The sequence below is a fragment of the Chryseobacterium sp. RU37D genome (genome assembly GCF_900156075.1).
Taxonomy (GTDB): Bacteria; Bacteroidota; Bacteroidia; order Flavobacteriales; family Weeksellaceae; genus Chryseobacterium.
The window spans coordinates 1-21,816 of the sequence record NZ_FTMM01000025.1; the positions used below are offsets into that span (position 1 = coordinate 1).

The following is a 21,816-nucleotide window of genomic DNA, read 5'->3' on the forward strand; positions in this document are numbered from 1 at the left end:
TATCCAAACAGAGGTTTTTGTGCCTCTCAGCAAATGCATTTTTATGGTTATAAACTTCATGCGGTTTGTTCTATAAGTGGTATTTTTCAAAGTATAGATTTGAGCCCGGCATCTGTTCACGACATTCACTATTTAAAAGATATTAGAGAACAATTATCAGATTGTACATTGCTTGGCGACAAGGGATATTTGTCGACTGAAATTCAAATTGATCTGTTCAATTACGCACATATTGAATTGGAAACACCTAAAAGAGTGAACCAGAAAGATTACAGACCTCAATTTTATTTGTTCAAAAAACAGCGAAAGAGGATCGAGACACTGTTTTCGCAATTATGTGACCAATTTATGATTAGACGTAATTATGCTAAATCCTTTGATGGGTTCAAAACAAGGATATTAGCTAAAATAACAGCTTTAACCGTTGTGCAATTCATCAATAAAGCCTATTTCAATCGAAATATAAATAACTTAAAAGTCAGCATTATTTAAAATGCACAACGGGTAAATAAAATATAAAATTCAATTAAATATTAAAATTTATTTAATATCAATCAAAGTGTTTGTACAATAATTATTGTATCTTAGAAGATTAACTGAGATAAACCATTAAATAATAAATTTTTTAAACATGAAAACTAAGTTTTATAGTGCTTTTTTAGCTCTTATGACTATCTCTTCATCCGCTCAGAGCCAGACCGGATGGGTTGGGATTAGTACTCCGAATCCCCACGCTAATCTAGATGTAAACGGAACAATGAAAATCAGACAAACTCCAGTAGCTCCAGCTCTTCCAGGGTATCAGATTTTAGCTGTTAACTTAAACACAGGTGGGGATTTCCAGGTTGCACAAATAACCCCTCAACTTATTTCTGATTATGTAATAGGCCAAGTAAATACGACCAATGGAATTTCTACATCAGTATATGCGGCGAGAAAAACATCAGGGCTCAGCCTTATTAACGTAGGTGTTTTACCAAGTGGTTTCAGACCCGTCAATTTTTCGACTACTGAGAGAAAATTAGGCCTAGAATCATTATTTTCCGATACAGATTATACTTATATAGTTCCTACCCACGGTGTTTATGCAGTAGGTTTCTCCTTCCGTTACGGCACAGGTTTACAGGCAGCTTTATTATCCAGCTCACCAGGAGTAGGAATCTTAAGAACAAGGGCAGGAGCATCAACTCTGATTGATAACCGCACTTTCAATGGTGCTAATCTTGGTTTACTGAGCTTAACAATTTCCGAATCAAGCATTAATAATCTCTTTACTTTCCAGGCAGGAGATAAGATTTCTTTCGGAATTACAAGAGCTTCGGTTCTGGAAGTGGGTGCATTGGGCTCCAGTATAAGCTCATTTTACATATATAAAGTTTCGAACTAAATATTTTACACAGTTTAATCACTCTATAGAAGCAATCCGTTGTACAAAGTATAACGGATTACTTATTTTTAAAGGCATATAAATTGTTTATATTTGACTATCAAAAAACATACAATGATTTATCCCCTTATCATTTTACTCATCATTCTTATGATTATTATCTTTAATAATCTGAACCAGAAAATCCTGAGGCTTGAAAGAGAAATTAAAGAGCTCAGCAAAAAGCTCAAAAAAAACCCTGAAGCTGAAGCAAAAGAGAATATTACCCCGCTCGTACAATTTTCTGTCAAAAATCAAAGAACTTCAAATGATACAGACGTAAAAATCAACGAAGAAATCCCGCATACATCAATCTATAACAAGCTAAATCCTGCATTTGATTTTCTAAAACACAATGCACTGGCAATTATCGGGATATTTACCCTTGTTCTGGGCATAGGCTATTTCGTGAAATATGCTATTGATAAAAACTGGATCGGCGAAGCTGCGAGGGCGGGGATCGGACTTCTGACAGGAGCTGCAATTATGATAACGGGGCATTTTCTAAGGAAAAATTATACTGCTTTTTCATCAATTATTACCGGGGGCGGAATTGCTGTTTTGTATTTTACAACAACTATTGCTTTCCGGGAATACCATTTGTTTTCACAGTCTGTTGCTTTTTCAATCACCTGTTTGATTACGCTCATTTCTATCGCTCTTTCTTATTACTATAAAAGTGAGATTTTAATTATTTTTTCTTTATTCGGAGGCTTTCTTGCTCCGTTGATGATTAGTACGGGGCAGAGCAATTACCCGTTTTTATTTGCTTATTTAACGGTTTTAAACATCGGTATGCTGTCTGTTTTTTTCCTGAAAAACTGGAAAAGCGTGGGCTGGATTGCTTTTGTCTTCACCAGTATTTATCTTTTTTACTGGACTGTAGAAAAGACAGCGTTTTTAAGCATTTATTTCTATATACTTACCTATATTATTTTCTACGCCTTTGCGTTGAGAAATTATATTAAAGTAAGAATTTTATCTTCCCTTGATATTTTGATGCTGGTTTTAATTAACTTTAGCAGCATTATAGGTTTGGTTTATATTTTTAATAAATTGCACTATGAACCCGTTATTATTTTCCCGATTAGCTTTGCTATTGTCAATTTATTTTTACTTTACAGAGAATATTCAAAAAAGAATTTTGGTATAAGCTATTCTGTTTTTGCAGGTATTACCATAAGTCTTTTTACCATAGCGATTGCATTACAGTTTAAGACCCACCTTATTACAAGTGTCTGGGCTGTAGAAGCTACCCTGCTGCTATTCATATGGAAGAAGACCAATCTTACCATTTTTAAATTTTGTTTTTATGTATTATTCCCTTTAACTATTATTGCTCAGCTCATTACATGGTTAGAATATGCTGACGCTAAAAACCTTGCCATCATCTTTAATCCTGTTTTTTTAACAAGCTCAATAACCGTGATTACCAGTTTTGTCAATTTAATTTTATTAAGGAAATTTTCAGACAGTAATAAAAAAAGTATTGGTTTTTTTGAAAATATCCTTACCATTTTAAGTTACGGAATCATTTATATTGCTCTATTATTAGAAATAATTTACCATATTTCCGGAAGACCGTGGATTATTATTTTTAGTATTGCTGTTCTTTTCAGCTTATATTATATTTCCTTAATTGTATTATCCAGGAAGAAACTTGAGATTAATCAAATTCTTGAAACAGGGCTTATTTATATATTTTTATCATTAATTATGATCAATGCATCAGTTTCCGGATCGGGACTTATTTTTAATTTTTTATTGAAAAAAGTTCCGCTGAATCATTATTTTTTTTATCTTCTCTACTGGATACCCTTTGCTTTTATCCTTTTAAAATTTTTACCAAAATCACACTTTTTAAAAATAAAATTCTCATACTGGTTTGTTTCTTTAGCGTTTATTATAGCCATCAGCTGCGAGCTTTATAATGCATACCTTTTAATAAACACCAATGGAATTTCGGAAATCAATAAGCTGGGAGAGCATTTCAGAATACTTTATTTACCAATTATCTGGGCAATTCTGGCGAGCATTCTTATTTATAAAGGATTAAAGACAGAAAATTCCGAATACAAAAAAATAGGTTTTGTACTGATTGCAATAACTATTTTGAAGCTTTACACTTATGATGTCTGGGAGATGGATAATGTGTCAAGAATCATAGCATTTATCATACTGGGAATCATATTATTATTAAGCTCATTTTTATTTCAAAGGCTTAAAAAAATCATTAAAAATATGGTTGAAAAGAAGCCCGAAGACATGAAAAGAGAGAACACAGAATCACAATAAATCAATATATTAATAATGATTATTTAATTGAATGTGAATTTTTATTCATAATTTCTAAAAAATAACTATATTTATCAAGTTTTAACAGTCACTTATTCCTGAAAGTTATGAAAAAATTATTCTACTCTTTTTTATTATTATCTTCAGCTACTCTGTTTGCACAGAAGAATCCTTCAACCAAATTTGCAATTTCCAATGATATTGTGGGTACAGTAGAAATGTTCAGCCCTTATAATAATGTTATTCAAAGTATGAATGTTTATAAAACACCTGCAAATCTTCCGGCAAACCTTAAGAAATACAGCTATATTGCAGAAAACGGATTAACGGAAATCAAAATGAAAAAAGGTCAGGATAATATCGACAGGCTTCCGCTTTCAGACCTTAATGTGCAGTTCGGCCTTCCTAAAGACACTCCGGTTCTTATTGACGGCTATGAGTTTGCAGATACCAATACATTAGTATTCGGAAATATACTGAACAATATGGAAGTCGTTGACAGAGGCGGAAAAAAAGCTGTATCAGTTACCACAAAAAAGTAATTTCCTAGATCATATTTAAATGAAAAGGATGGTCAGATGAGTATCCTTTTTTAATATTTATTATTCCATTTTCTCTTTAATTCTTCATAAATTTTCTTCTCTGTGGCATTGTTTCCGGGCTCATAGAGCTTTACATCCTTTATTTCCTGAGGAAGAAAATCTTGGTCTACAAAATTCCCTTCGTAAGAATGGGCATATTTATATTCTTTGCCATAATCCAGATCTTTCATCAGCTTTGTCGGCGCATTTCTCAGATGTAACGGAACCGGCAGATTTCCTGTCTGTTTTACCAAAGCCATTGCATCATTAATAGCCATATACGTCGAATTACTTTTTGGGGAAACTGCCAGATACACAGCCGTTTCACTTAAGATGATCCTCGCTTCCGGGTTTCCGATCACATTCACGGCCTGGAAGCAGTTATTAGCCATCACCAACGCGTTCGGATTGGCCAGTCCAATATCTTCAGCCGCCAGGATCAGCATTCTTCTGGCAATAAATTTAATATCTTCCCCACCCGCGATCATTCTCGCCAACCAATACACTGTGCCATTCGGATCACTTCCCCGCATCGATTTAATAAAAGCTGAAATAATATCGTAATGTTGCTCTCCGTTTTTATCATAAAGCGCCATCGTTTCTTGTAAAACTTCTAGAACATCTTCATTTTTAACCTGCTTTTTATCAGAATTTCTATATTGATTTAAAACCAATTCCACGGAATTGATAAGTTTCCTGGCGTCACCACCAGAATATTGTATAAAAGCTTCTTTTTCAATAATTTTAAAACCCGTCTTTTCATCATTATTATATTTTTCCGAAGCAATGTCAATTAGTTCTTCTAGTTTTTCATAGTTCAGTGCCTTGAGAATATAAACCTGGCTTCTGGAAAGCAATGCCGAAACCACCTCAAAGCTCGGATTTTCTGTGGTAGCACCAATTAAAACGATCCAGCCTTTTTCAACTGCATGAAGCAGGGAATCTTGCTGAGACTTATTAAAACGGTGAATTTCATCAATGAATAAAATCGGTGATTTTCCGGAAAACAGGTTCTGTTTCTTTGCATCCTCAATCACATCACGAACATCCTTCACCCCCGAAGAAACCGCAGAAAGCTTATAAAATTTCCGTCCCGACTTTTCGGATATGATTTCCGCCATCGTCGTTTTACCCGTTCCCGGCGGTCCCCAGAAAATAAGAGAATTCAATGTATTGTTTTCCAGCATTTTCCTAATCGTTCCTTTTTCCCCGGTAAGGTGCTCCTGCCCAAGAACATCGTCTAATGTTTTAGGTCTTAATTTTTCAGCTAGTGGGATATTTTGATTCAAGATTTTTATTTAATTTATTAAATTGACTGATAATTTTTTCGTGTGGAATTTCTAATGATATAACTTTTTTTAAATTAAAATTGAATTTATATTTTTCATATTACTATTATATCCAAACAACTCCAGATAAATACATTCAAGTATTCTGCCATTGAAACTTCTAACAAATTTAAACTAATTTTAAATTTTTTACCCTATTTTTGTAGCGTTTTGAAACTTACATTCAATAAAATCATTACATTTCCTCTGGTAATTTTGATAAGATTTTACCAATGGTTTATATCGCCATTACTACCCAAAAACTGCCGTTATGAACCTAGCTGCTCACACTATATGGTAAAAGCATTACAGGTTCATGGGATTTTTAACGGATTTTGGCTGGGAATGAAAAGAATTTCAAGATGCCATCCATGGGGAGGAAGCGGATATGATCCTGTTCCGCCTAAAAAATAATATCAATTAATAAAATTACTAAAAAATAGAAATGAGTAATATTTTTTTCAGAATTTATCTCGTAATATTTGCGTTGATCACGCAATGTTTTTTTGCGCAAAATTATCCTGACGGAATGTCTGACGGAAGCTTAAAGATCAATTCCAACACTGTTCCCATAAAAATTTATTCTACAACAGAAGTAGAGGATCTGAATGGATTTCCGGACAAAAAAATCAACAGCAATGTAGTAGTCATCCTTAATGAATCGAATTTTGAACCTGCTTATTTTAATTATAGTACGGCAACTTTAGTAAAATTTAAAGAATACGGTTATCAGCTTTTAGATAAAAAATTTAAGTTGATCACAACTCCGGCAACTCAGCAAAATATTGAAAATTTTAAATATGCCGTAAAATCAGACAAGCCAATTACAGCGTCGGATAATGTATCCCTGGAAACTCCCTTCAAAATCTGGGATCCCTCAAAAGGTCTGCAGCTAGGCCCGATTACATTGCATTTCTACAGTTTGATGTTCATTTTTGCATTTGGTTTCGGATATATTTTAATGAATAGAATTTTTAAAATCGACAATATTAATCAAAAATATTTAGAACCGCTTTTTACCTGGACCCTTATCGGAACGATCCTTGGAGCAAGATTGGGACATGTTATTTTTTATCAGCCGGAACTTTTCCGAGAAGATTTCTGGAGTGTCTTTTTGCCAATCAGCACAAAAAATGGTTTAAAATTTACAGGTTTTTCAGGTCTGGCCAGCCACGGAGCAACTATCGCATTGATTTTCACCACTTTATATTATTCATTTAAAATCATTAAAAAAAATCCGTTCTGGGTATATGACAGATTAGGAATTGTTGTTTCCTTAGGAGGAGCTTTCGTAAGACTTGGGAATTTTTTCAACTCTGAAATTATTGGGAAGCCTGTAGATCCTAGCTCTCCTTTTGCAATACTTTTTCCACAGCAGAGCAGCGAGTACGGAGTAACAGTTCCACGTTATCCATCACAGTTATTTGAAGCTTTCGGATATATTTGCCTGTTTATACTTTTATGGATTTTATATAAAAAAACCGATAAAAAATACCAGCAGGGGTGGCTATTTGGATTGTTTTTTATCATTCTTTGGGCCATCAGATTCTTTGTAGAATTCCTAAAAGAACCACAGGGCGACGAGTTTATCCAGTTCGCAGGATTGAATACCGGACAAGTGCTTTCAATTCCTTTCATGATTGCCGGTGTGATTATTATGATCGTCTCTAAAAAGTTCAAAATCACGGAGGAAGAAAACCAAAAGCCTGAGTAACAGGCTTTCAACAGAAGTTTTTATTTAAACATAAAAAGTCAAATTTGAAATTTCAAATTTGACTTTTATTTTGTTGCTGTTATAATTGTTGTCAGCTTATGGTCTATCATTTATAGCGATTGGGACACTTTGCTATTCAATTCTTCAAAAACACTTCCAAATTCATTAATAACATCCGTTGGAATCACTGCTTCTTTAGAATATTTTTCAGAAGCAAATTCTGCAGCTTTACCGTGAAACCAGACTCCCAAAAGCGCTGCTTCCTCTTCCGAATATTTTTGAGCCAGGAAAGAAGTCAAAATTCCCGTGAGAATGTCGCCACTCCCTCCTTTTGCCAGCCCGGAATTTCCGGTAATATTATAAAAAACATTTCCTTCCGGTGTTATAACCTGAGTATGGTGGTCTTTTAAAACAATATATATTTCAAGTTCTTCTGCTTTTTTACGGGCCTTTTCTATTCTTTCAAAAGAGTTCTTGCTTGTTCCGAATAATCTCTCAAATTCTTTTGGATGTGGTGTTATGATTGATTTTTTAGGAATAAAATTTAGATTCTTCTTATCTTTAGAAATAATATTCAATGCATCTGCATCTATGATTAATGGTTTCGAGTATTCTTTTAAGAACTTAAGAAAATTTTCTGCAGTTTTCTCATCCGTACCAAGACCAGGACCAATTCCGCAGACAACATTTTCCTCAACCTTGAAATTTTCAATATAATCATCCCCGCCTTCAATAAACATTGCTTCCGGACATGATGTTTGGAGAATTTCGTACCCGCATTTCGGAGCCAATGTAAAGGTCAATCCGGCACCGGACCTCAATGCTGCTTTTGTTGAAAGTACCCCGGCTCCGATCTTACCATAGCTTCCACCGGCAATAAGCGCATTTCCAAATGTCCCTTTATGGGAAAAATCATCTCTAGGCTTAAAGATATTTTCAACCATCTCCTCACCTATAACGAAATTTTCACTTCCAGTTTCAGAGATATAATCTTTATTTAAATTAATATTTAAAATTTCAATTTTTCCAGTGTATTTTCCAGTTTCAGGATGAAGGAAACTTTTTTTCCAAAACTGGAAGCTGAGTGTATAATCCGCTTTGAAAACCGTAGAATCTTCTAAAATATCATCCGCAAAAAGCCCGGACGGAATATCAATGGAAATTTTTGGATTATTTTTAGAATTCAAAAAATCAATTAAGTCTTTAAATTCTCCATCTAATTTTCTTGACAAACCTGTCCCGAAAATGGCATCAATAATAACCGTTCTATTGTCAAAACGATAAAGCTCGGCTTCTTTAAAATTATTAATTGCTACTCCTGAAATTTCTTTCAGCTCTTTGAAATTAGTATTAGCATCAGCAGAAAATTTTGCCTTTGAATTGGTAAAAACATCTACATCAAATCCTTTCATATAAAGCATTTTTGCGATTACAAAACCATCACCGCCATTATTTCCATTACCGCAAAAAATTGCAAAATTTCTATGGTTCTTACAATTTTCAGAAATCCAGTCTACACATGACTGCGCTGATCTTTCCATAAGCTGAAGTGATGAAACCGACTCATAAGTAATTGTATATTGATCACATTTACGAATTTGCTCTGTTGTGAAAATTTTCATAGATAAAGTTTATTTTAATGTATTGTATTCTATCAGCAATTTACGAAAAAAGAATAGTAAAATTTATAAACATAATCTGTATAGCCCTTTATGATAAATATTTATAATAAACATAATAAAAAACAATTCACCAATATTTAATCATAAAAGAATGAAAAATATATTTTTTTACCTTAAATCTCTATTTTTATTTAAAATATAAATTATGGGATTAGTAAAAGAATTTAGACAGTTTGTGTTTAAAGGCAATGTACTTGACCTGGCAGTCGGTGTAATTATCGGAAGTGCTTTCGGAAAAATTGTTTCATCTTTAGTGGAAGATCTAATCACGCCTTTAATGCTGAATCCTGCGTTAAAAACTGCAGGTGCAGAAAATATTTCAAAACTGCAATGGAACGGTTTTACTTATGGAAATTTCCTTTCAGCAGTAATTAGTTTTTTCTGTATTGCCCTTGTTCTTTTCTGGATTATTAAAGGTGCCAATAAATTTATAAAAAAAGCCCCTGCTCTTTCAGGCCCTACGGAAGACCAAAAATTATTAATGGAAATCAGAGATATTCTTAAAAATAAAAACATGTAATAGCAAAACTACCTCAAATTGAAGTAATTTTTTGATAAAACAACTATTTCTATTTTAAAAATTTCTTTTTTTATTTATATTTGTCTGCAAACTGAAGTGAATTATGGGATTTTTAAAAGAATTTAAAGAGTTTGCATTTAAAGGCAACGTAATTGATTTGGCGGTAGGTGTAATAATTGGAGGAGCCTTTGGAAAGATTATTTCATCTTTGGTGGCCGATGTTATTACTCCTTTACTATTAACTCCCGCCCTAAAGGCGGCAGGTGCAGAAGACATCTCAAAGCTTTCCTGGAACGGGGTGACATATGGAAACTTTTTATCAGCAGTCATCAGCTTTTTCTGCATTGCACTGGTTCTTTTCTGGGTCATTAAAGGTGCTAATAAAATTTCAAAAAAACCAGAACCTACTTCTACCGAACCTACAGCCGATCAAAAATTATTAATGGAAATCCGAGATCTTTTGAAAAATAAAAATAACTGATAATAAAAAAGCACTTTTCAGAAGTGTTTTTTTTATTAATAGATGTTCCGTCCTGAAATAAGTTGGCACCAATTCGACTTATTATGAAAGACAAAGAAACCTTTTGCATCAAGCGTAGTCAAAAGAATTACAATATGCTTTTAAATTGGCCATTATTTTATTCCCCGCGTATAAGACTTATAATCAAGCCCAATCCGTTTACGGCATCCTGGATAGAAGCACTGTTTTGGTCTGGCTTAGAAAATATGGTACTTAGATTGGAGTAAGCCTAATCTATCAGTTATGTCTAAATCAAAGGAAACACCAGTCTGACTTTATACACAAAAAAACCAGTCAGCAAATGCCGACTGGTTAATATAATTTTACTGTAAAACTTGTCAACCTATTTTAGGACGACTCAAGATTATTATAGCCCCATTATTGAATCTGTAAAATACTGGAAATCTGTTCCGCCAAAGACAGACCAATCCTGTCCTGCGCCTCCAGAGTAGATGCCCCGGTGTGAGGTGTTAAAGAAATTTTCTGATGATTAAGAATTTCTTTAGAAGGTGTAGGTTCATTAATGAAAACATCAAGCCCTGCAAATCTTACTTTTCCAGAATCCAAAGCCTCTATTAAAGCTACTTCATCAATCACTCCACCTCTTGAGCAGTTCACAATTGCAACACCATCCTTCATTATTTCGAATTCATTTTTCCCGATCATGTACCCATCCTTTTGGGCCGGAACGTGAAGAGTAATAAAATCAGAATGCTTCAGCACATCCTGAAGTGGCTCAGTTTCAATATCCACATTGATAAACTGGTTATTGTAAAAAGTCACCTTTATACTTGCTTTACCTATATTATTATCCGCAGCAATTACTCTCATACCGAGGCCCAGCGCAATTTTCGCAACTTCCTGGCCAATTCTTCCCATGCCGACAATACCAATGGTTTTTCCTTTTAATTCAATACCAGCAGCATAAGATTTTTTAAGGTTAGCAAATTCTATATCACCTATAACCGGCATTTTTCTATTAGAATCTTGTAAAAACCTAGCTCCTGAAAACAAATGTGCAAAAACCAGCTCAGCCACAGATTCTGACGATGCCGAAGGGGTATTGATCACATGAATTCCTTTTTCTCTGGCATAATCTACATTGATATTATCCATTCCTACACCACCTCTTCCAATAATCCCAAGAGACGGGCAGTTATCAATAATATCTTTTTGCACCTGCGTTGCACTACGTACCAAAAGTGTACGGATTTTATGCTCATTAATGTAATCTACTAAAAATTCCTGAGGCACCTTTGTTGTAATTACTTCAAAACCTTTCTCAGTAAGGGCATCAATTCCTGATTGATCGAGGCCATCGTTTGCTAAAACTTTCATAAATGATTTACTATTTATAATAACGTAAGATAAAGATTAAAAAAAATACTATTAATTATTTAATCTTTGATATTAAAATTTTTATTCTTCTTTGAAAACTTCAATTGTAACTTGCTTTTCAACCAAATCAGTGAATTTTCCTTTGTATCTGGTAGCCCTTACAAGATGATTATCAATCCAATGGTAGTTCCCTCCTCTTGGTTTTCCGCAAAGCACACTGTGGTATTTAAAACCATGTTTATCCAGCCAATCGATTGTGATCTGCTTCAGGTTTTCCGTTCTTGAAGTAAAAAAACAGATCTGGTGACCTTCGTCATACCATTTATTGATAGTTTCCAGAGCGTCAGAAAAAGGCTCGCATGTTACCATTCTTTCAGGTTCTTCATTGGGAACATCTTCTGTGATCGTCCCATCGATATCGATTAGGTAATTCTTTATTCCGTCCTTCAGAATCGGACTTATGTGATCTTTGTATTCTAACTCCATCATTAAAATTTGAATTACAAAGTTATAGTTTTTATATTAAAACTGGCATTAAAGTTTCTTTAGATTAATTTTTTGATATTAATTTTTGACATTTAATGAATAAAATAAATCTAAAATGAATTGATTGTTTACTTTTAGTTTAAATTTTTCTTTTTATACTACACTTGAATAGCACTTTAAAAAATATGATAAAAATTTTAGTTTGGGTATTCTTGCTGACAGGCTGGTTTGCTGCTATCATGTAGTTTTACTTAATGTTTCAGGACTCAACACTTTATTTTGGGGAATTTTGTACGAAAATAAAAGCAGATTGAATTATAGATAAATTTCAAAATGGGCTGTTTATTATTCGTTGTATCCTATTTCATAAACTTGTTAAAACTTTTTAGGAGCAATTTCCCGCTTTTCACTATATGTTTTGTTTCGCTTCGCTACACAAAAGGATGCCGTTACAATCGGGACTATGGTTATTGTCCCCTATTTAAACAAGAAGAAATAAATTAAAAGAAAATCTTAGTCTAGCCTTGTGATAAAATAAATAAACGAATTGGCCGTATGAAAATTCAGCCACCAGCAGATATTATTTCAAATACATGATGTTTCACCAAAAATTTCCAAAATACATTTATTACACTTACATTTGTAGAAATGGAAGAATTTGTAGTTTTAGTAAATCCTGAAGATAAAGTTCTTGGTTTGATGGAAAAACAGCAGGCTCACATCAATGGCCTGTTACACCGTGCTTTCTCTGTTTTTTTGTTTAACAATAAAGGCGAAATGCTTTTACAAAAAAGAGCCTCCGGAAAATATCATTCTCCTTTAAAATGGACCAATGCTGTCTGCTCACATCCAAAAAACGGCGAAACTTATCTTGAAGGTGCAAAACGCAGGATAAAAGAAGAGCTGGGAATTGACGTTGAAATTACAGAAAAGTTCAATTTTATTTATAAAGCTTATGTTGGAAACGGACTTTGGGAGCATGAACTCGACCATGTGTTTGTAGGAAATTTTGAAAATGAATTTCATTTAAATAAAAATGAAGTTGCCGAAGTAAGATATATTTCCATTGAAGATCTCGATAAAGAAATTGCTGAAAATCCCGAAAATTTTACAGAATGGTTCAAGATCATTTTGGAAGAATACAAACACCATTTTTAATAATGAAGAAAAAAATTTTAGCATTATTATTTTTCATAGGATCTTTTTTATCTGCCCAAACTGTTCCGATGAAAGTGTATGAAAGTGAAAATTATTCCATTACACTTCCTGAAGGTTGGAAAGTGACCAATGATAATGAGATTATCAATATTTTCCCAAGTAATCAAATCGGAGCTATCACCATTTCGGAATACCATAATTTGAATCTTCCTAAAACGGAAACAAAAAAATTCATCCTTGCCCTTTACAAATCTTCCGACAACGAAAAGAAGATTAAAAGTAAAAGTGGAAAGAAAGGATACACAGAATATTTTTACGAATACTTCGACGAAAAAGAAAAATTGTTCTGGATTACAAAAGTTTTACAGAAAGATAAAAACCTATTCCTTGTTTCCATCAATTGTGAACAAAAATATTGGAACGGAAACTATATGAAGCTTTTTAATGATACTTTTGACAGTTTTAAAGTAAAAAAATAGAAATAAATTTTAATATGAAGAAAACAGCATTGTACGACAAACACGTTTCTTTGGGAGCAAAAATTGTACCTTTCGCAGGTTTTGAGATGCCTGTACAATATTCCGGAGTAACGGAAGAGCATTTTGCAGTAAGAGAAAAAGCAGGCTTATTTGATGTTTCCCACATGGGACAGTTTTTTATTGAAGGACCTGGTTCTAAAGAACTTCTGCAATTGGTAACGACCAATAATGTTGATGCTCTTGAAAACGGGAAAGCCCAATATTCCTGCCTGCCGAACGAAAACGGAGGAATTGTAGACGACCTTATCGTTTATAAAATGGAAGACAATAAATATTTCGTGGTTGTTAATGCTTCAAATATTGATAAAGACTGGAATCATATTTCAAAATATAATAGTTTTGGGGCAAAAATGACAAACGCTTCCGATGAAATGTCGTTATTAGCTGTTCAGGGGCCAAAAGCTACCGAAATTCTTCAGAAATTAACAGAAACGAATCTTTCAGAAATTCCTTATTATCATTTCACGGTGGGTTCAGTTGCTGGCGTGAATGATGTAATCATCTCAAATACAGGATATACCGGGAGCGGAGGTTTTGAAATTTATTTCAAAAATGAGTCTGCTGAAAAACTTTGGGACGAAGTCATTAAAGCCGGTGCAGAAGAAGGAATAATCCCTTGCGGATTGGCTGCCAGAGATACTTTAAGACTTGAAAAAGGATTCTGCCTTTACGGAAACGATATTGATGATACAACTTCACCAATTGAGGCGGGGCTCGGATGGATCACAAAATTTGATAAGGATTTTGTTTCTAAAGACTCTTTCGCAAAACAAAAAGAAGAAGGTGTTGCAAGAAAATTAGTTGGTTTTGAGCTGACTGACAAAGGTGTTCCAAGACACGATTACCCCGTTGTAGATACAGAAGGAAACGTAATCGGAAAGGTAACTTCAGGAACTCAGTCTCCTATGAAAAAGGTCGGTTTAGGGCTTGCTTATGTTGATAAGCCATATTTTAAATTAGGGTCTGAAATATTTATCCAGGTAAGAAATAAAAATATCCCTGCAAAAGTGGTAAAAACTCCTTTTGTTTAACTTAAACTTATAAACCTTCAAGGCTTTGAAAACCTTGAAGGTTTAATTTTAGAAATTATCTATACACCAAAATATTTTTCACAATTTTGGTTCCGTAAAATTTTTTTCTCAGAATCTGAAAAGTAGAATTTATTTCTTTTATTGTTAAAACTTACTGTTTTATAATCCATTCCGTTTTCCCATGAAATCAGTATTTTTACTTCATTCATGATGGTATAATTCATATCATAAAACCTGAATATTGATTTTTCAACCATTGTATTATCAATAGGATTAGGAACAATCCAAACAGTTTGTGGCTGTATTTTATTCATCTTACTTAGCAAATAAGAGAATGGTTTTCCGATAAATTCTGATTTATTAACTTCAAAATTTTTAAGGTAATTTAAAGTATCTAATGATTTTTTACTAACAACCGGCTTTAAAATACTTTTCTTTTGAGCATTAAAAACAATACTCAAAAAACACAAAGCAAATAGTAGAAACCTGGTCTTCAATATTTTATATTATTCCGTTATTCCAAAAAAATCCTGTAAAGCTGCCACATTTTTCTTATCATTTCCGACGAAAATTTTATCACCAGTAAGGAAAACAGGGCGCTTTAAAAACGTATAATGATCCAGCAGCAGCTTCTTAAAATCATTTTCAGTTAAAGATTTTACGTCTAATTCTCTCAATTTAATCTGGGTAGACTTTTTGCTGAATAAAGCTTCATAAGATTTTGTTTTCTTATACATTTCAGCCAATTCTTCTTTTGTGACAGGCTCTTTTTTGATCTCACGAAATTCCCAGTCAGAAAGGTCGAATTGCGCTAAGATTTTTCTGCAGGTATCACAGGTATTTAAATAGAATACTTTTTTCATTAAAGTTTATCTTAAATTTTAGTCTCCAAAAGTAGGATTTAATCTAAGATTTTGAAAATTATTAAATACCTTTATTCAAATTTTAATAAGAATGGATAACAAACCTATTACTTTTCAATTTATTTCCGAACCTTCAGATGTCAATTACGGTGGAAACGTTCACGGTGGAAGTGTTATGAAATGGATTGACCAGGCTGGTTATGCCTGTGCAACCACTTGGAGCGGAAATTATTCCGTGACAGTTTACGTTGGCGGAATACGTTTCTATGAACCCATCAAAATCGGGGAAATTGTAAAGGTAGAGGCACAGGTTATTTATACAGGTTCATCAAGTATGCATATTTCGATTAATGTTTTCTCAAGAAATCTAAAGCAGCCGAATTTTGACAAAAAAACACACTGCATCATTGTTTTTGTAGCTGTGGATGAAAACGGGAAAAAACTTCCGGTTCCCAAATGGATTCCTGAAACAGAAGAAGAGAAACAACAGGAGCAATACGCAAAACGTCTGATGGAACTTAGAACACAAATAGAAGACGAAATGAAACCGTTTTTATAACGGAAAGAAATCAGGTGGAATGACAAAGCAGGTCGGAATTCAATTTGCCTACCACAATCACGATTTTGAATTTGAAAAATTTGATGAAAGCCAAAATGTGTCTGATTTTATCTTAAAAAATTCTTCACCGGAATGGGTTAAAATGGAGCTGGATTTATATTGGATTTCAAAAGCAGGCATCGACCCGTTAACTTATTTTGAAAAATATCCTAAAAGATTTCCGTTGTGGCACATAAAAGATATGAAAGACGGTACAAAAGATTTCGCAGAAATTGGCAACGGGATAATTAATTTTAAAAGAATTTTTGAAGCCGGAGAAAAAGCAGAGCTTCAGCACTGGTTTGTAGAACAGGATTCCAGCGATAAAGATATTTTCGAAAGCATTGCCATCAGCAAAAAATATATTCTTGATCATTCTTATTTTAAATAAATTTCTAAAGATTCTAACCATGAAAAATTTTCTGTCATTTTTTTGTTTACTTTTCGTCGCTTGCCTAAGCTCACAAACCCACAGATTTATTTATGAGCTTCAATTAAAAATGGACTCAACGGAATCTGATTATCAAAAATTTAACATGAATCTTGATATTAATTCCAAGTATGTAAAATTCTATGGACGCAATCTTCTCATCGCCGATTCACTGAACAAGAAACTCGGAAATATGGATAATAAACATGTGGATATGAACGGACAAGTCATTAAACGAAAAGTAAATACTGCTGATAATGAAAATTTCATCAATATTAAATTCGAGTATTATTCTTTCAAAACCAATGACAAAGTAAACTGGAATATCACCAACGAGACTAAACAGGTGCAGAATTATACATTACAAAAGGCAACAACAAAATTCGGAGGAAGAAATTGGATTGCTTGGTTTAATAAAGATATTCCCTTTAATGAAGGTCCTTTCAAATTTTCCGGGCTTCCGGGACTGGTTTTTGAAATCTCTGATACTGGTAAAAATTTCAACTACCATCTTGTAAAAAGCCAGGAACTCCCAACCATCTACCCTACCGAAGATTTTCTGGAATCTAACTTTGGAAATAAGGCCATTCCCATTAATGAAAAGCAAAAACAAAAGCTTTTACTGGAATTTTATAATGATCCTTTTTCATTTGAGCGAACAAATTTCAGTAAGACAAACAATAATAATCTGAACATCAATATCGGAGGAAAAGAAATACATAGCATCGATGAACTCAACACACAGGTAAAAAACATGCAGGAGATTATAAGAAAATACAATAACCCAGTGGAAATAGATAAAGCCATCCATTATAAAAATTAAAAATAATAACTATATTTGTACAAAAGGAAATGGTGTTCTTCCTTACCCAACCGCTTTTCAAAAAGCTGATGACGCCTGATTAAAAGATTATTAACAGTAATTTGATCAGGAAAATTATGTCTAAACATCCACGAAATTTAAGCTCTAAAACAAAATTTCATATAAGGTTTTTTTTCAGAAAATATCCGGCTTTGCCTTATATTTTTAAGTGGCTTTGTATCAGTCTCATCATCGGAGCATTAGTCGGAACGGCTTCTGCGGGATTTTTACAGTCTTTGGAGTGGGCTACGAATTTCAGGGAAAATCACATCTGGCTGATTGTTTTTTTGCCGGTTGCTGGTTTTTTGATCGGCCTTTTATACCATTATTTGGGAAAAGAAATTGAGCCCGGGAATAACCTTCTGATCGACAGCATTCATGATCCCAAAGAAATTATTCCTTTTAAAATGGCCCCTTTTATTTATCTGGGAACGATCGTGACTCACTTTTTCGGAGGATCTGCGGGACGGGAAGGTACAGCGCTTCAAATGGCCGGAGCTATTGCAGATCAATTCAGCAAACCTTTCAGGCTTAATTCTAATGAAAGAAAAATATTGATTATTTCTGCAATTGCGGCAGGTTTCGGTTCGATTTTCGGGACTCCTTTGGCAGGTGCTGTTTTTGGGCTGGAAGTTTTCTTGATAGGAAGGATAAGATATAATGCTATTTTTCCGGCTTTTGCATCGGCTATTCTGGCGGACTGGGCTACTAACTTATGGAATGTTAAACATACCCATTATCATATTGATATCGTCCCTAAGCTCGAATTTATGCCTGTATTATACAGTATTTTGGCAGGAATTGCATTTGGAATCTGTGCGGCGGCTTTCGGTAAAGTGATTCATTGGATTGGTTCGTCTTTTAAATCAAAAATTAAATATCCTCCATTCCGTCCTGTAATCGGCGGAATCATCATAGCCGCTGCGGTTTTTACAATGGGAACGACAAGGTATGTCGGACTGGGAATCCCAGCTATTATTGAGTCTTTTAAAACACAACTACCATTTTATGATTTTGCCTTAAAAATGATTTTTACAATTATTACCCTTTCTGCCGGCTTTAAAGGCGGAGAAGTGACTCCATTATTTTTTATCGGGGCTACTTTAGGAAGTGCGTTATCTTTAATCATCCCCCTTCCCTATGGATTACTCGCAGGAATGGGCTTTGTTGCGGTTTTTGCAGGTGCAACAAATACTCCATTGGCCTGTACTCTGATGGCTATAGAATTATTCGGAGCCGAATGTGGTGTTTATGCAGCGATTGCCTGTGTGGTTTCTTACCTTGTTTCGGGATATAATGGGATTTATGCCAAGCAGAGAATTGGCGAGATGAAAGGAAAAACTTGAGTTTTTTGGTTTGGAGTATTTGAGTATTGAGTTGAGATTATTACTTGGCGACTGATAGCCTAGTCCCGATAGGAATGATTACCCCCGAAACATACTTTGGGGAGTTGGAAGATTTTAGTGTTGACCGCCTATAAAACTAAGGAAAAAGAAAAAAGGAAATCATCAAAGAGATTCTTTTTAACTGGAATTTTGCCAATTGCAGGTGCCATGCTGAACCTGTCGAAGCACCTCAGAAATTATATTTTCCTCCACATCGGTTCATGTCTCAAAACCTTCTCATACAAAGAGCAGCTTTCTGAGTGTGCCCCTTTCAAATACCCGATGCTCATCAAAAATTCATTGACAATTTCCCCTCCTGTGAACTTGAAAGTTTTTTTGAATAATTTCATCCATTCCTGTAATGTTTTCGGATGATGGTGTTCGAGCCATTTCTCGAAAGAGCCAAATTCTTTCTGCAATCCGATAATTGTTTTTGCATTTTCTATGGCTGCATTTACCTTTAATTTGTTCCTGATAATTCCTGGATCACTAAGTAATCTTTCACGATCCTGCTCGGTATAGGCCGCTATTTTATGAATATCAAAATTATCATAAGCCAGCCTGAAGCTTTCTTCTTTTTTTAAAATTGTTTCCCAGCTTAATCCAGCCTGATTGATCTCCATAATTAATCTCCCGAACAGCTCATTATCATCATGAATCGGGTAACCATAATGATTATCATGGTAATTTTTATGAAGCTCTTTCCTACTTTCGGGCTGCATCCTTTCAATTGCTGAACAATAACTCATTGTGAAATTTTATTTGCAAAGATAAGTAAGTTACTGACAACTGTATGGCAGGAGGATTATAATTAAAGCATATTTAATTGTAAAATATTACAATATTCATCAAAAAATATAAGTTTGCGTTGTCTGAACTTCTAGCAGCCTCAACCTGCATTTTTGGATGGGATTGCTCTAGTTTTATTTATTTTTCAGGAATTCTATTTGTTCTTTTAGCTCCTTAATACGTCTTCGTACAATTCTATTACTTTTTCTGATAATTGATTGATGGTAATGTGGGTGTCATGATACAAAATTTATAAAAAAATAAATAAAATTAAATCGCAGAGATTTTCTACGGTTTTTGCTATCTAATAATTCAAGAATTCAAAAATGGAAAAGATTCATTATGAATATTCTCCAAATTAAAGCATTAAACCGCAGAAAATCTCTGCGGTTTAATTTAATATAATCTAATGCATCGCCTCACTCAAATCAATTTTTTCTTTAGTCTTTCTTTCCTTAATAAAAAGGATAAACGGGATACACACCAGGAATATCACCCCTAAATAAAGGAAAACATCCATATAAGACAGTACTGTTGCCTGCTTGGTTACCGATAAGTCGAGCATTTTGTAGGCGGCATTCATGGCGGCATCAGGTGTCATTCCTTTAGCCATGAAGCTTGCTTTTAAGGCCTGTAATCTTTGCTGGACTGCAAAATCGGTTTCATCAAGGTGAGAAATTAAATTCAGTCTGTATTTTTGTCCGGCATTCGCGATAAATGTAGTGATCGCCGCAATTCCGAAAGATCCTCCAAGCTGTCTCATCATCCCTGTAAAGGCGGCTCCCTGACCGATCTCCTGCCCTTTCAGCGTACTTAAAGACAATGAAGTAATCGGGATAAATAACAGGCCTAATCCGGCTCCTCTTACAATCAGCATCCAGAAAAAGGCATCTTTACTGGTATCCGGTGTCAAAATTTTATAGCCCCAGAAGCTGTAAATAAAGAAAAGGAATAACCCTAAAGAAACCAGAATCTGCTGCTTAGCCCCTTTTGACAATAATCTTCCGATGATTGGCATCATAAAGGCCGTCGTCAAAGCTGCCGGAATCATTAAAGCTCCCGACTGAAGGGCTGTCCATCCCAAGATACTCTGGGTATACAAAGGAACCACAAAAGTAGAACCATATAATCCAAATCCTAATACAAAAGACATCATCGTTCCGATTCTTAGGTTTCCGTTTTTCAAAACACGCAGTTCCACGATCGGGTATTTGAAGGTAAGCTCCCTCCAGAGAAATAAAATAAATCCTAAAACTGCTGTTACAGTAAATGCTACGATCATTCCGCTGGCAAACCAATCTTCTTCATGACCTCTTTCCAGGATAAACTGCAATGAACCTACCGTAACCGCCAATAATGCAATCCCGAGCCAGTCTACATCCGAAACCTTACGTTTTTCTGCATATTTCGGACTTCTTACAAACTGAAGCGTCATTAATGTCGCAGCAATCCCAATCGGAATATTAATATAGAAAATATATGGCCAGCTGAAATTATCAACGATATATCCTCCCAACGGCGGGCCCAAAGTAGGACCGATAATTACCCCAAGGCCATAAATTGCCTGGGCCATACTTCTTTTTTCAATCGGGTAAGATTCCGTAATGATCGTCTGTGAAGTCACCAGAAGCGCTCCCCCGCCAATACCCTGCATCAGACGGAAAAATACCAGTTCCCAGATATTGGTGGCATTTCCGCACAAGAATGAGAATACTGTAAATATTATAATGGAAGCCGCAAAGTAGTTTCTACGCCCGAACTGCTGAGACAGCCAGCTGGTCATAGGTACGATAATCACGTTACCTATAGCATAAGCCGTAATCACCCAGCCTACTTCTGAAAGTGTGGCTCCCAGGTTACCCTTCATTTCGTTGAGGGCAACGTTTACAATCGTGGAATCCACAATTTCAAGCAGAGCACAAAGAATAGCCGTAATCGTGATGATTACTCTTCGGGCTCCATATTCTACTAATGAATCTTGCATAGTTTTTTTAATATTTAAAAAAAATTAAGAAATTTTAAGATCCAGAGATTTAAAAAATCAAATAGGTTTTTTTACGAACTAACTTATTGCTTATTAATCTGTGGTTATGTTTAGGCTAAGGTTCAGGTTAAAAACTTATTCGCTCGTCGGCTATATTATTTTAACACAACCGATTATCAACACAGACCGTTTCCGAATCTCTCAATATCTTAATTTTAAAAGTGAACTGCAGATAATTATCAACCTCATTTAAAAGTCTATGCTGAATGATTATCAATTTTGTTGTC

Annotated in this window: 23 protein-coding genes and 1 riboswitch; of the genes, 15 read left to right on the forward strand and 8 right to left on the reverse strand. The window is 34.4% G+C overall.

The genetic code is table 11. The features are described 5' to 3' along the window. The 4 genes from BW926_RS11560 to BW926_RS11575 all read left to right on the forward strand — a co-directional run. The coding region (locus tag BW926_RS11560; protein ID WP_143756544.1) for an IS982 family transposase at positions 1–492 on the forward strand (492 nt) is incomplete at its 5' end. Positions 493–631: 139 nt separating this feature from the next. Continuing rightward, positions 632–1,387, forward strand: coding sequence for a hypothetical protein (locus BW926_RS11565; protein WP_076447238.1), 756 nt, complete (start codon positions 632–634; stop codon positions 1,385–1,387). 114 nt (positions 1,388–1,501) lie between these two features. Continuing rightward, complete coding sequence (locus tag BW926_RS11570) at positions 1,502–3,721, forward strand: DUF2339 domain-containing protein (RefSeq protein WP_076447240.1); 2,220 nt, start codon at positions 1,502–1,504, stop codon at positions 3,719–3,721. 107 nt (positions 3,722–3,828) lie between these two features. Beyond that, positions 3,829–4,263, forward strand: coding sequence for a hypothetical protein (locus BW926_RS11575; protein ID WP_076447241.1), 435 nt, complete (start codon positions 3,829–3,831; stop codon positions 4,261–4,263). 50 nt (positions 4,264–4,313) lie between these two features. Here BW926_RS11575 and BW926_RS11580 read toward each other — a convergent pair whose 3' ends face one another. Then, positions 4,314–5,591, reverse strand: a complete 1,278-nt coding sequence (locus BW926_RS11580) for a replication-associated recombination protein A (RefSeq protein ID WP_076447243.1) — start codon at positions 5,589–5,591, stop codon at positions 4,314–4,316. A gap of 210 nt (positions 5,592–5,801) precedes the next feature. On the opposite strand from BW926_RS11580, the gene yidD reads away from it, so the two are divergent. Further along, positions 5,802–6,044, forward strand: coding sequence for a membrane protein insertion efficiency factor YidD (gene yidD, locus BW926_RS11585; protein WP_076447245.1), 243 nt, complete (start codon positions 5,802–5,804; stop codon positions 6,042–6,044). Positions 6,045–6,477: 433 nt separating this feature from the next. Beyond that, a complete protein-coding gene (lgt, locus tag BW926_RS11590; protein ID WP_076447297.1) occupies positions 6,478–7,344 on the forward strand; it encodes a prolipoprotein diacylglyceryl transferase in 867 nt (288 codons plus the stop codon). Between the two features lie 110 nt (positions 7,345–7,454). Here lgt and BW926_RS11595 read toward each other — a convergent pair whose 3' ends face one another. After that, the gene (locus BW926_RS11595) at positions 7,455–8,966 is read right to left on the reverse strand and encodes a bifunctional ADP-dependent NAD(P)H-hydrate dehydratase/NAD(P)H-hydrate epimerase (RefSeq protein WP_076447246.1); all 1,512 of its coding nucleotides are present in this window, start codon (positions 8,964–8,966) and stop codon (positions 7,455–7,457) included. A 205-nt stretch (positions 8,967–9,171) separates the two neighbouring features. Here BW926_RS11595 and mscL (BW926_RS11600) point away from each other — a divergent pair, with 205 nt between their 5' ends. Together mscL (BW926_RS11600) and mscL (BW926_RS11605) are read left to right on the forward strand one after the other, a co-directional pair. Continuing rightward, the gene (gene mscL, locus BW926_RS11600) at positions 9,172–9,546 is read left to right on the forward strand and encodes a large conductance mechanosensitive channel protein MscL (protein ID WP_076447248.1); all 375 of its coding nucleotides are present in this window, start codon (positions 9,172–9,174) and stop codon (positions 9,544–9,546) included. A 103-nt stretch (positions 9,547–9,649) separates the two neighbouring features. Further along, positions 9,650–10,027 carry a large conductance mechanosensitive channel protein MscL gene (gene mscL / locus BW926_RS11605; RefSeq protein ID WP_076447249.1) on the forward strand — a complete coding sequence of 126 codons (378 nt, stop codon included), beginning with the start codon at positions 9,650–9,652 and terminating at the stop codon, positions 10,025–10,027. A 417-nt stretch (positions 10,028–10,444) separates the two neighbouring features. Here the strand turns inward: mscL (BW926_RS11605) and BW926_RS11610 are convergent, their stop codons facing one another. Beyond that, a complete protein-coding gene (locus BW926_RS11610; RefSeq protein ID WP_076447251.1) occupies positions 10,445–11,404 on the reverse strand; it encodes a D-2-hydroxyacid dehydrogenase in 960 nt (319 codons plus the stop codon). Between the two features lie 81 nt (positions 11,405–11,485). After that, entirely contained in the window at positions 11,486–11,890 is a 405-nt protein-coding gene (locus BW926_RS11615; RefSeq protein WP_076447252.1) for an LNS2 domain-containing protein, read from the reverse strand. Between the two features lie 648 nt (positions 11,891–12,538). On the opposite strand from BW926_RS11615, the gene idi reads away from it, so the two are divergent. From idi to gcvT, 3 genes are read left to right on the forward strand one after another with little or no spacing between them, the layout of a single operon-like run. Beyond that, on the forward strand, positions 12,539–13,048 hold the full coding sequence (gene idi, locus BW926_RS11620) for an isopentenyl-diphosphate Delta-isomerase (protein WP_076447254.1): 510 nt from the start codon (positions 12,539–12,541) through the stop codon (positions 13,046–13,048). Positions 13,049–13,050: 2 nt separating this feature from the next. Beyond that, positions 13,051–13,527 (forward strand): hypothetical protein, encoded by a 477-nt coding sequence (locus BW926_RS11625; RefSeq protein WP_228403442.1) that lies wholly within the window; start codon positions 13,051–13,053, stop codon positions 13,525–13,527. A gap of 14 nt (positions 13,528–13,541) precedes the next feature. Then, a complete protein-coding gene (gene gcvT, locus BW926_RS11630) occupies positions 13,542–14,618 on the forward strand; it encodes a glycine cleavage system aminomethyltransferase GcvT (RefSeq protein ID WP_076447255.1) in 1,077 nt (358 codons plus the stop codon). Positions 14,619–14,677: 59 nt separating this feature from the next. Here gcvT and BW926_RS14265 read toward each other — a convergent pair whose 3' ends face one another. Both BW926_RS14265 and BW926_RS11640 read right to left on the reverse strand, forming a co-directional pair. Continuing rightward, the gene (locus BW926_RS14265; protein WP_143756545.1) at positions 14,678–14,932 is read right to left on the reverse strand and encodes a hypothetical protein; all 255 of its coding nucleotides are present in this window, start codon (positions 14,930–14,932) and stop codon (positions 14,678–14,680) included. Positions 14,933–15,124: 192 nt separating this feature from the next. Continuing rightward, on the reverse strand, positions 15,125–15,481 hold the full coding sequence (locus tag BW926_RS11640) for an arsenate reductase family protein (RefSeq protein ID WP_076447258.1): 357 nt from the start codon (positions 15,479–15,481) through the stop codon (positions 15,125–15,127). A gap of 91 nt (positions 15,482–15,572) precedes the next feature. Between BW926_RS11640 and BW926_RS11645 the strand changes: the two genes are divergently transcribed. The 4 genes from BW926_RS11645 (at position 15,573) to BW926_RS11660 (ending at position 18,717) form a co-directional block, all read left to right on the forward strand. After that, complete coding sequence (locus BW926_RS11645) at positions 15,573–16,040, forward strand: acyl-CoA thioesterase (protein ID WP_042722539.1); 468 nt, start codon at positions 15,573–15,575, stop codon at positions 16,038–16,040. A 19-nt stretch (positions 16,041–16,059) separates the two neighbouring features. Continuing rightward, complete coding sequence (locus tag BW926_RS11650; RefSeq protein WP_083672313.1) at positions 16,060–16,470, forward strand: sugar phosphate isomerase/epimerase family protein; 411 nt, start codon at positions 16,060–16,062, stop codon at positions 16,468–16,470. Positions 16,471–16,489: 19 nt separating this feature from the next. Beyond that, positions 16,490–17,332 (forward strand): GLPGLI family protein, encoded by an 843-nt coding sequence (locus tag BW926_RS11655; RefSeq protein WP_076447300.1) that lies wholly within the window; start codon positions 16,490–16,492, stop codon positions 17,330–17,332. A 16-nt stretch (positions 17,333–17,348) separates the two neighbouring features. Further along, a riboswitch (Fluoride riboswitch) is annotated at positions 17,349–17,417 on the forward strand. Positions 17,418–17,448: 31 nt separating this feature from the next. Next, positions 17,449–18,717, forward strand: coding sequence for a voltage-gated chloride channel family protein (locus tag BW926_RS11660; RefSeq protein WP_179078012.1), 1,269 nt, complete (start codon positions 17,449–17,451; stop codon positions 18,715–18,717). A gap of 236 nt (positions 18,718–18,953) precedes the next feature. Here BW926_RS11660 and BW926_RS11665 read toward each other — a convergent pair whose 3' ends face one another. Further along, positions 18,954–19,505, reverse strand: a complete 552-nt coding sequence (locus BW926_RS11665) for a DNA-3-methyladenine glycosylase I (RefSeq protein WP_076447260.1) — start codon at positions 19,503–19,505, stop codon at positions 18,954–18,956. Positions 19,506–19,951: 446 nt separating this feature from the next. Further along, entirely contained in the window at positions 19,952–21,529 is a 1,578-nt protein-coding gene (locus BW926_RS11670) for a DHA2 family efflux MFS transporter permease subunit (protein WP_076447268.1), read from the reverse strand. Between the last annotated feature and the right edge of the window lie 287 nt (positions 21,530–21,816).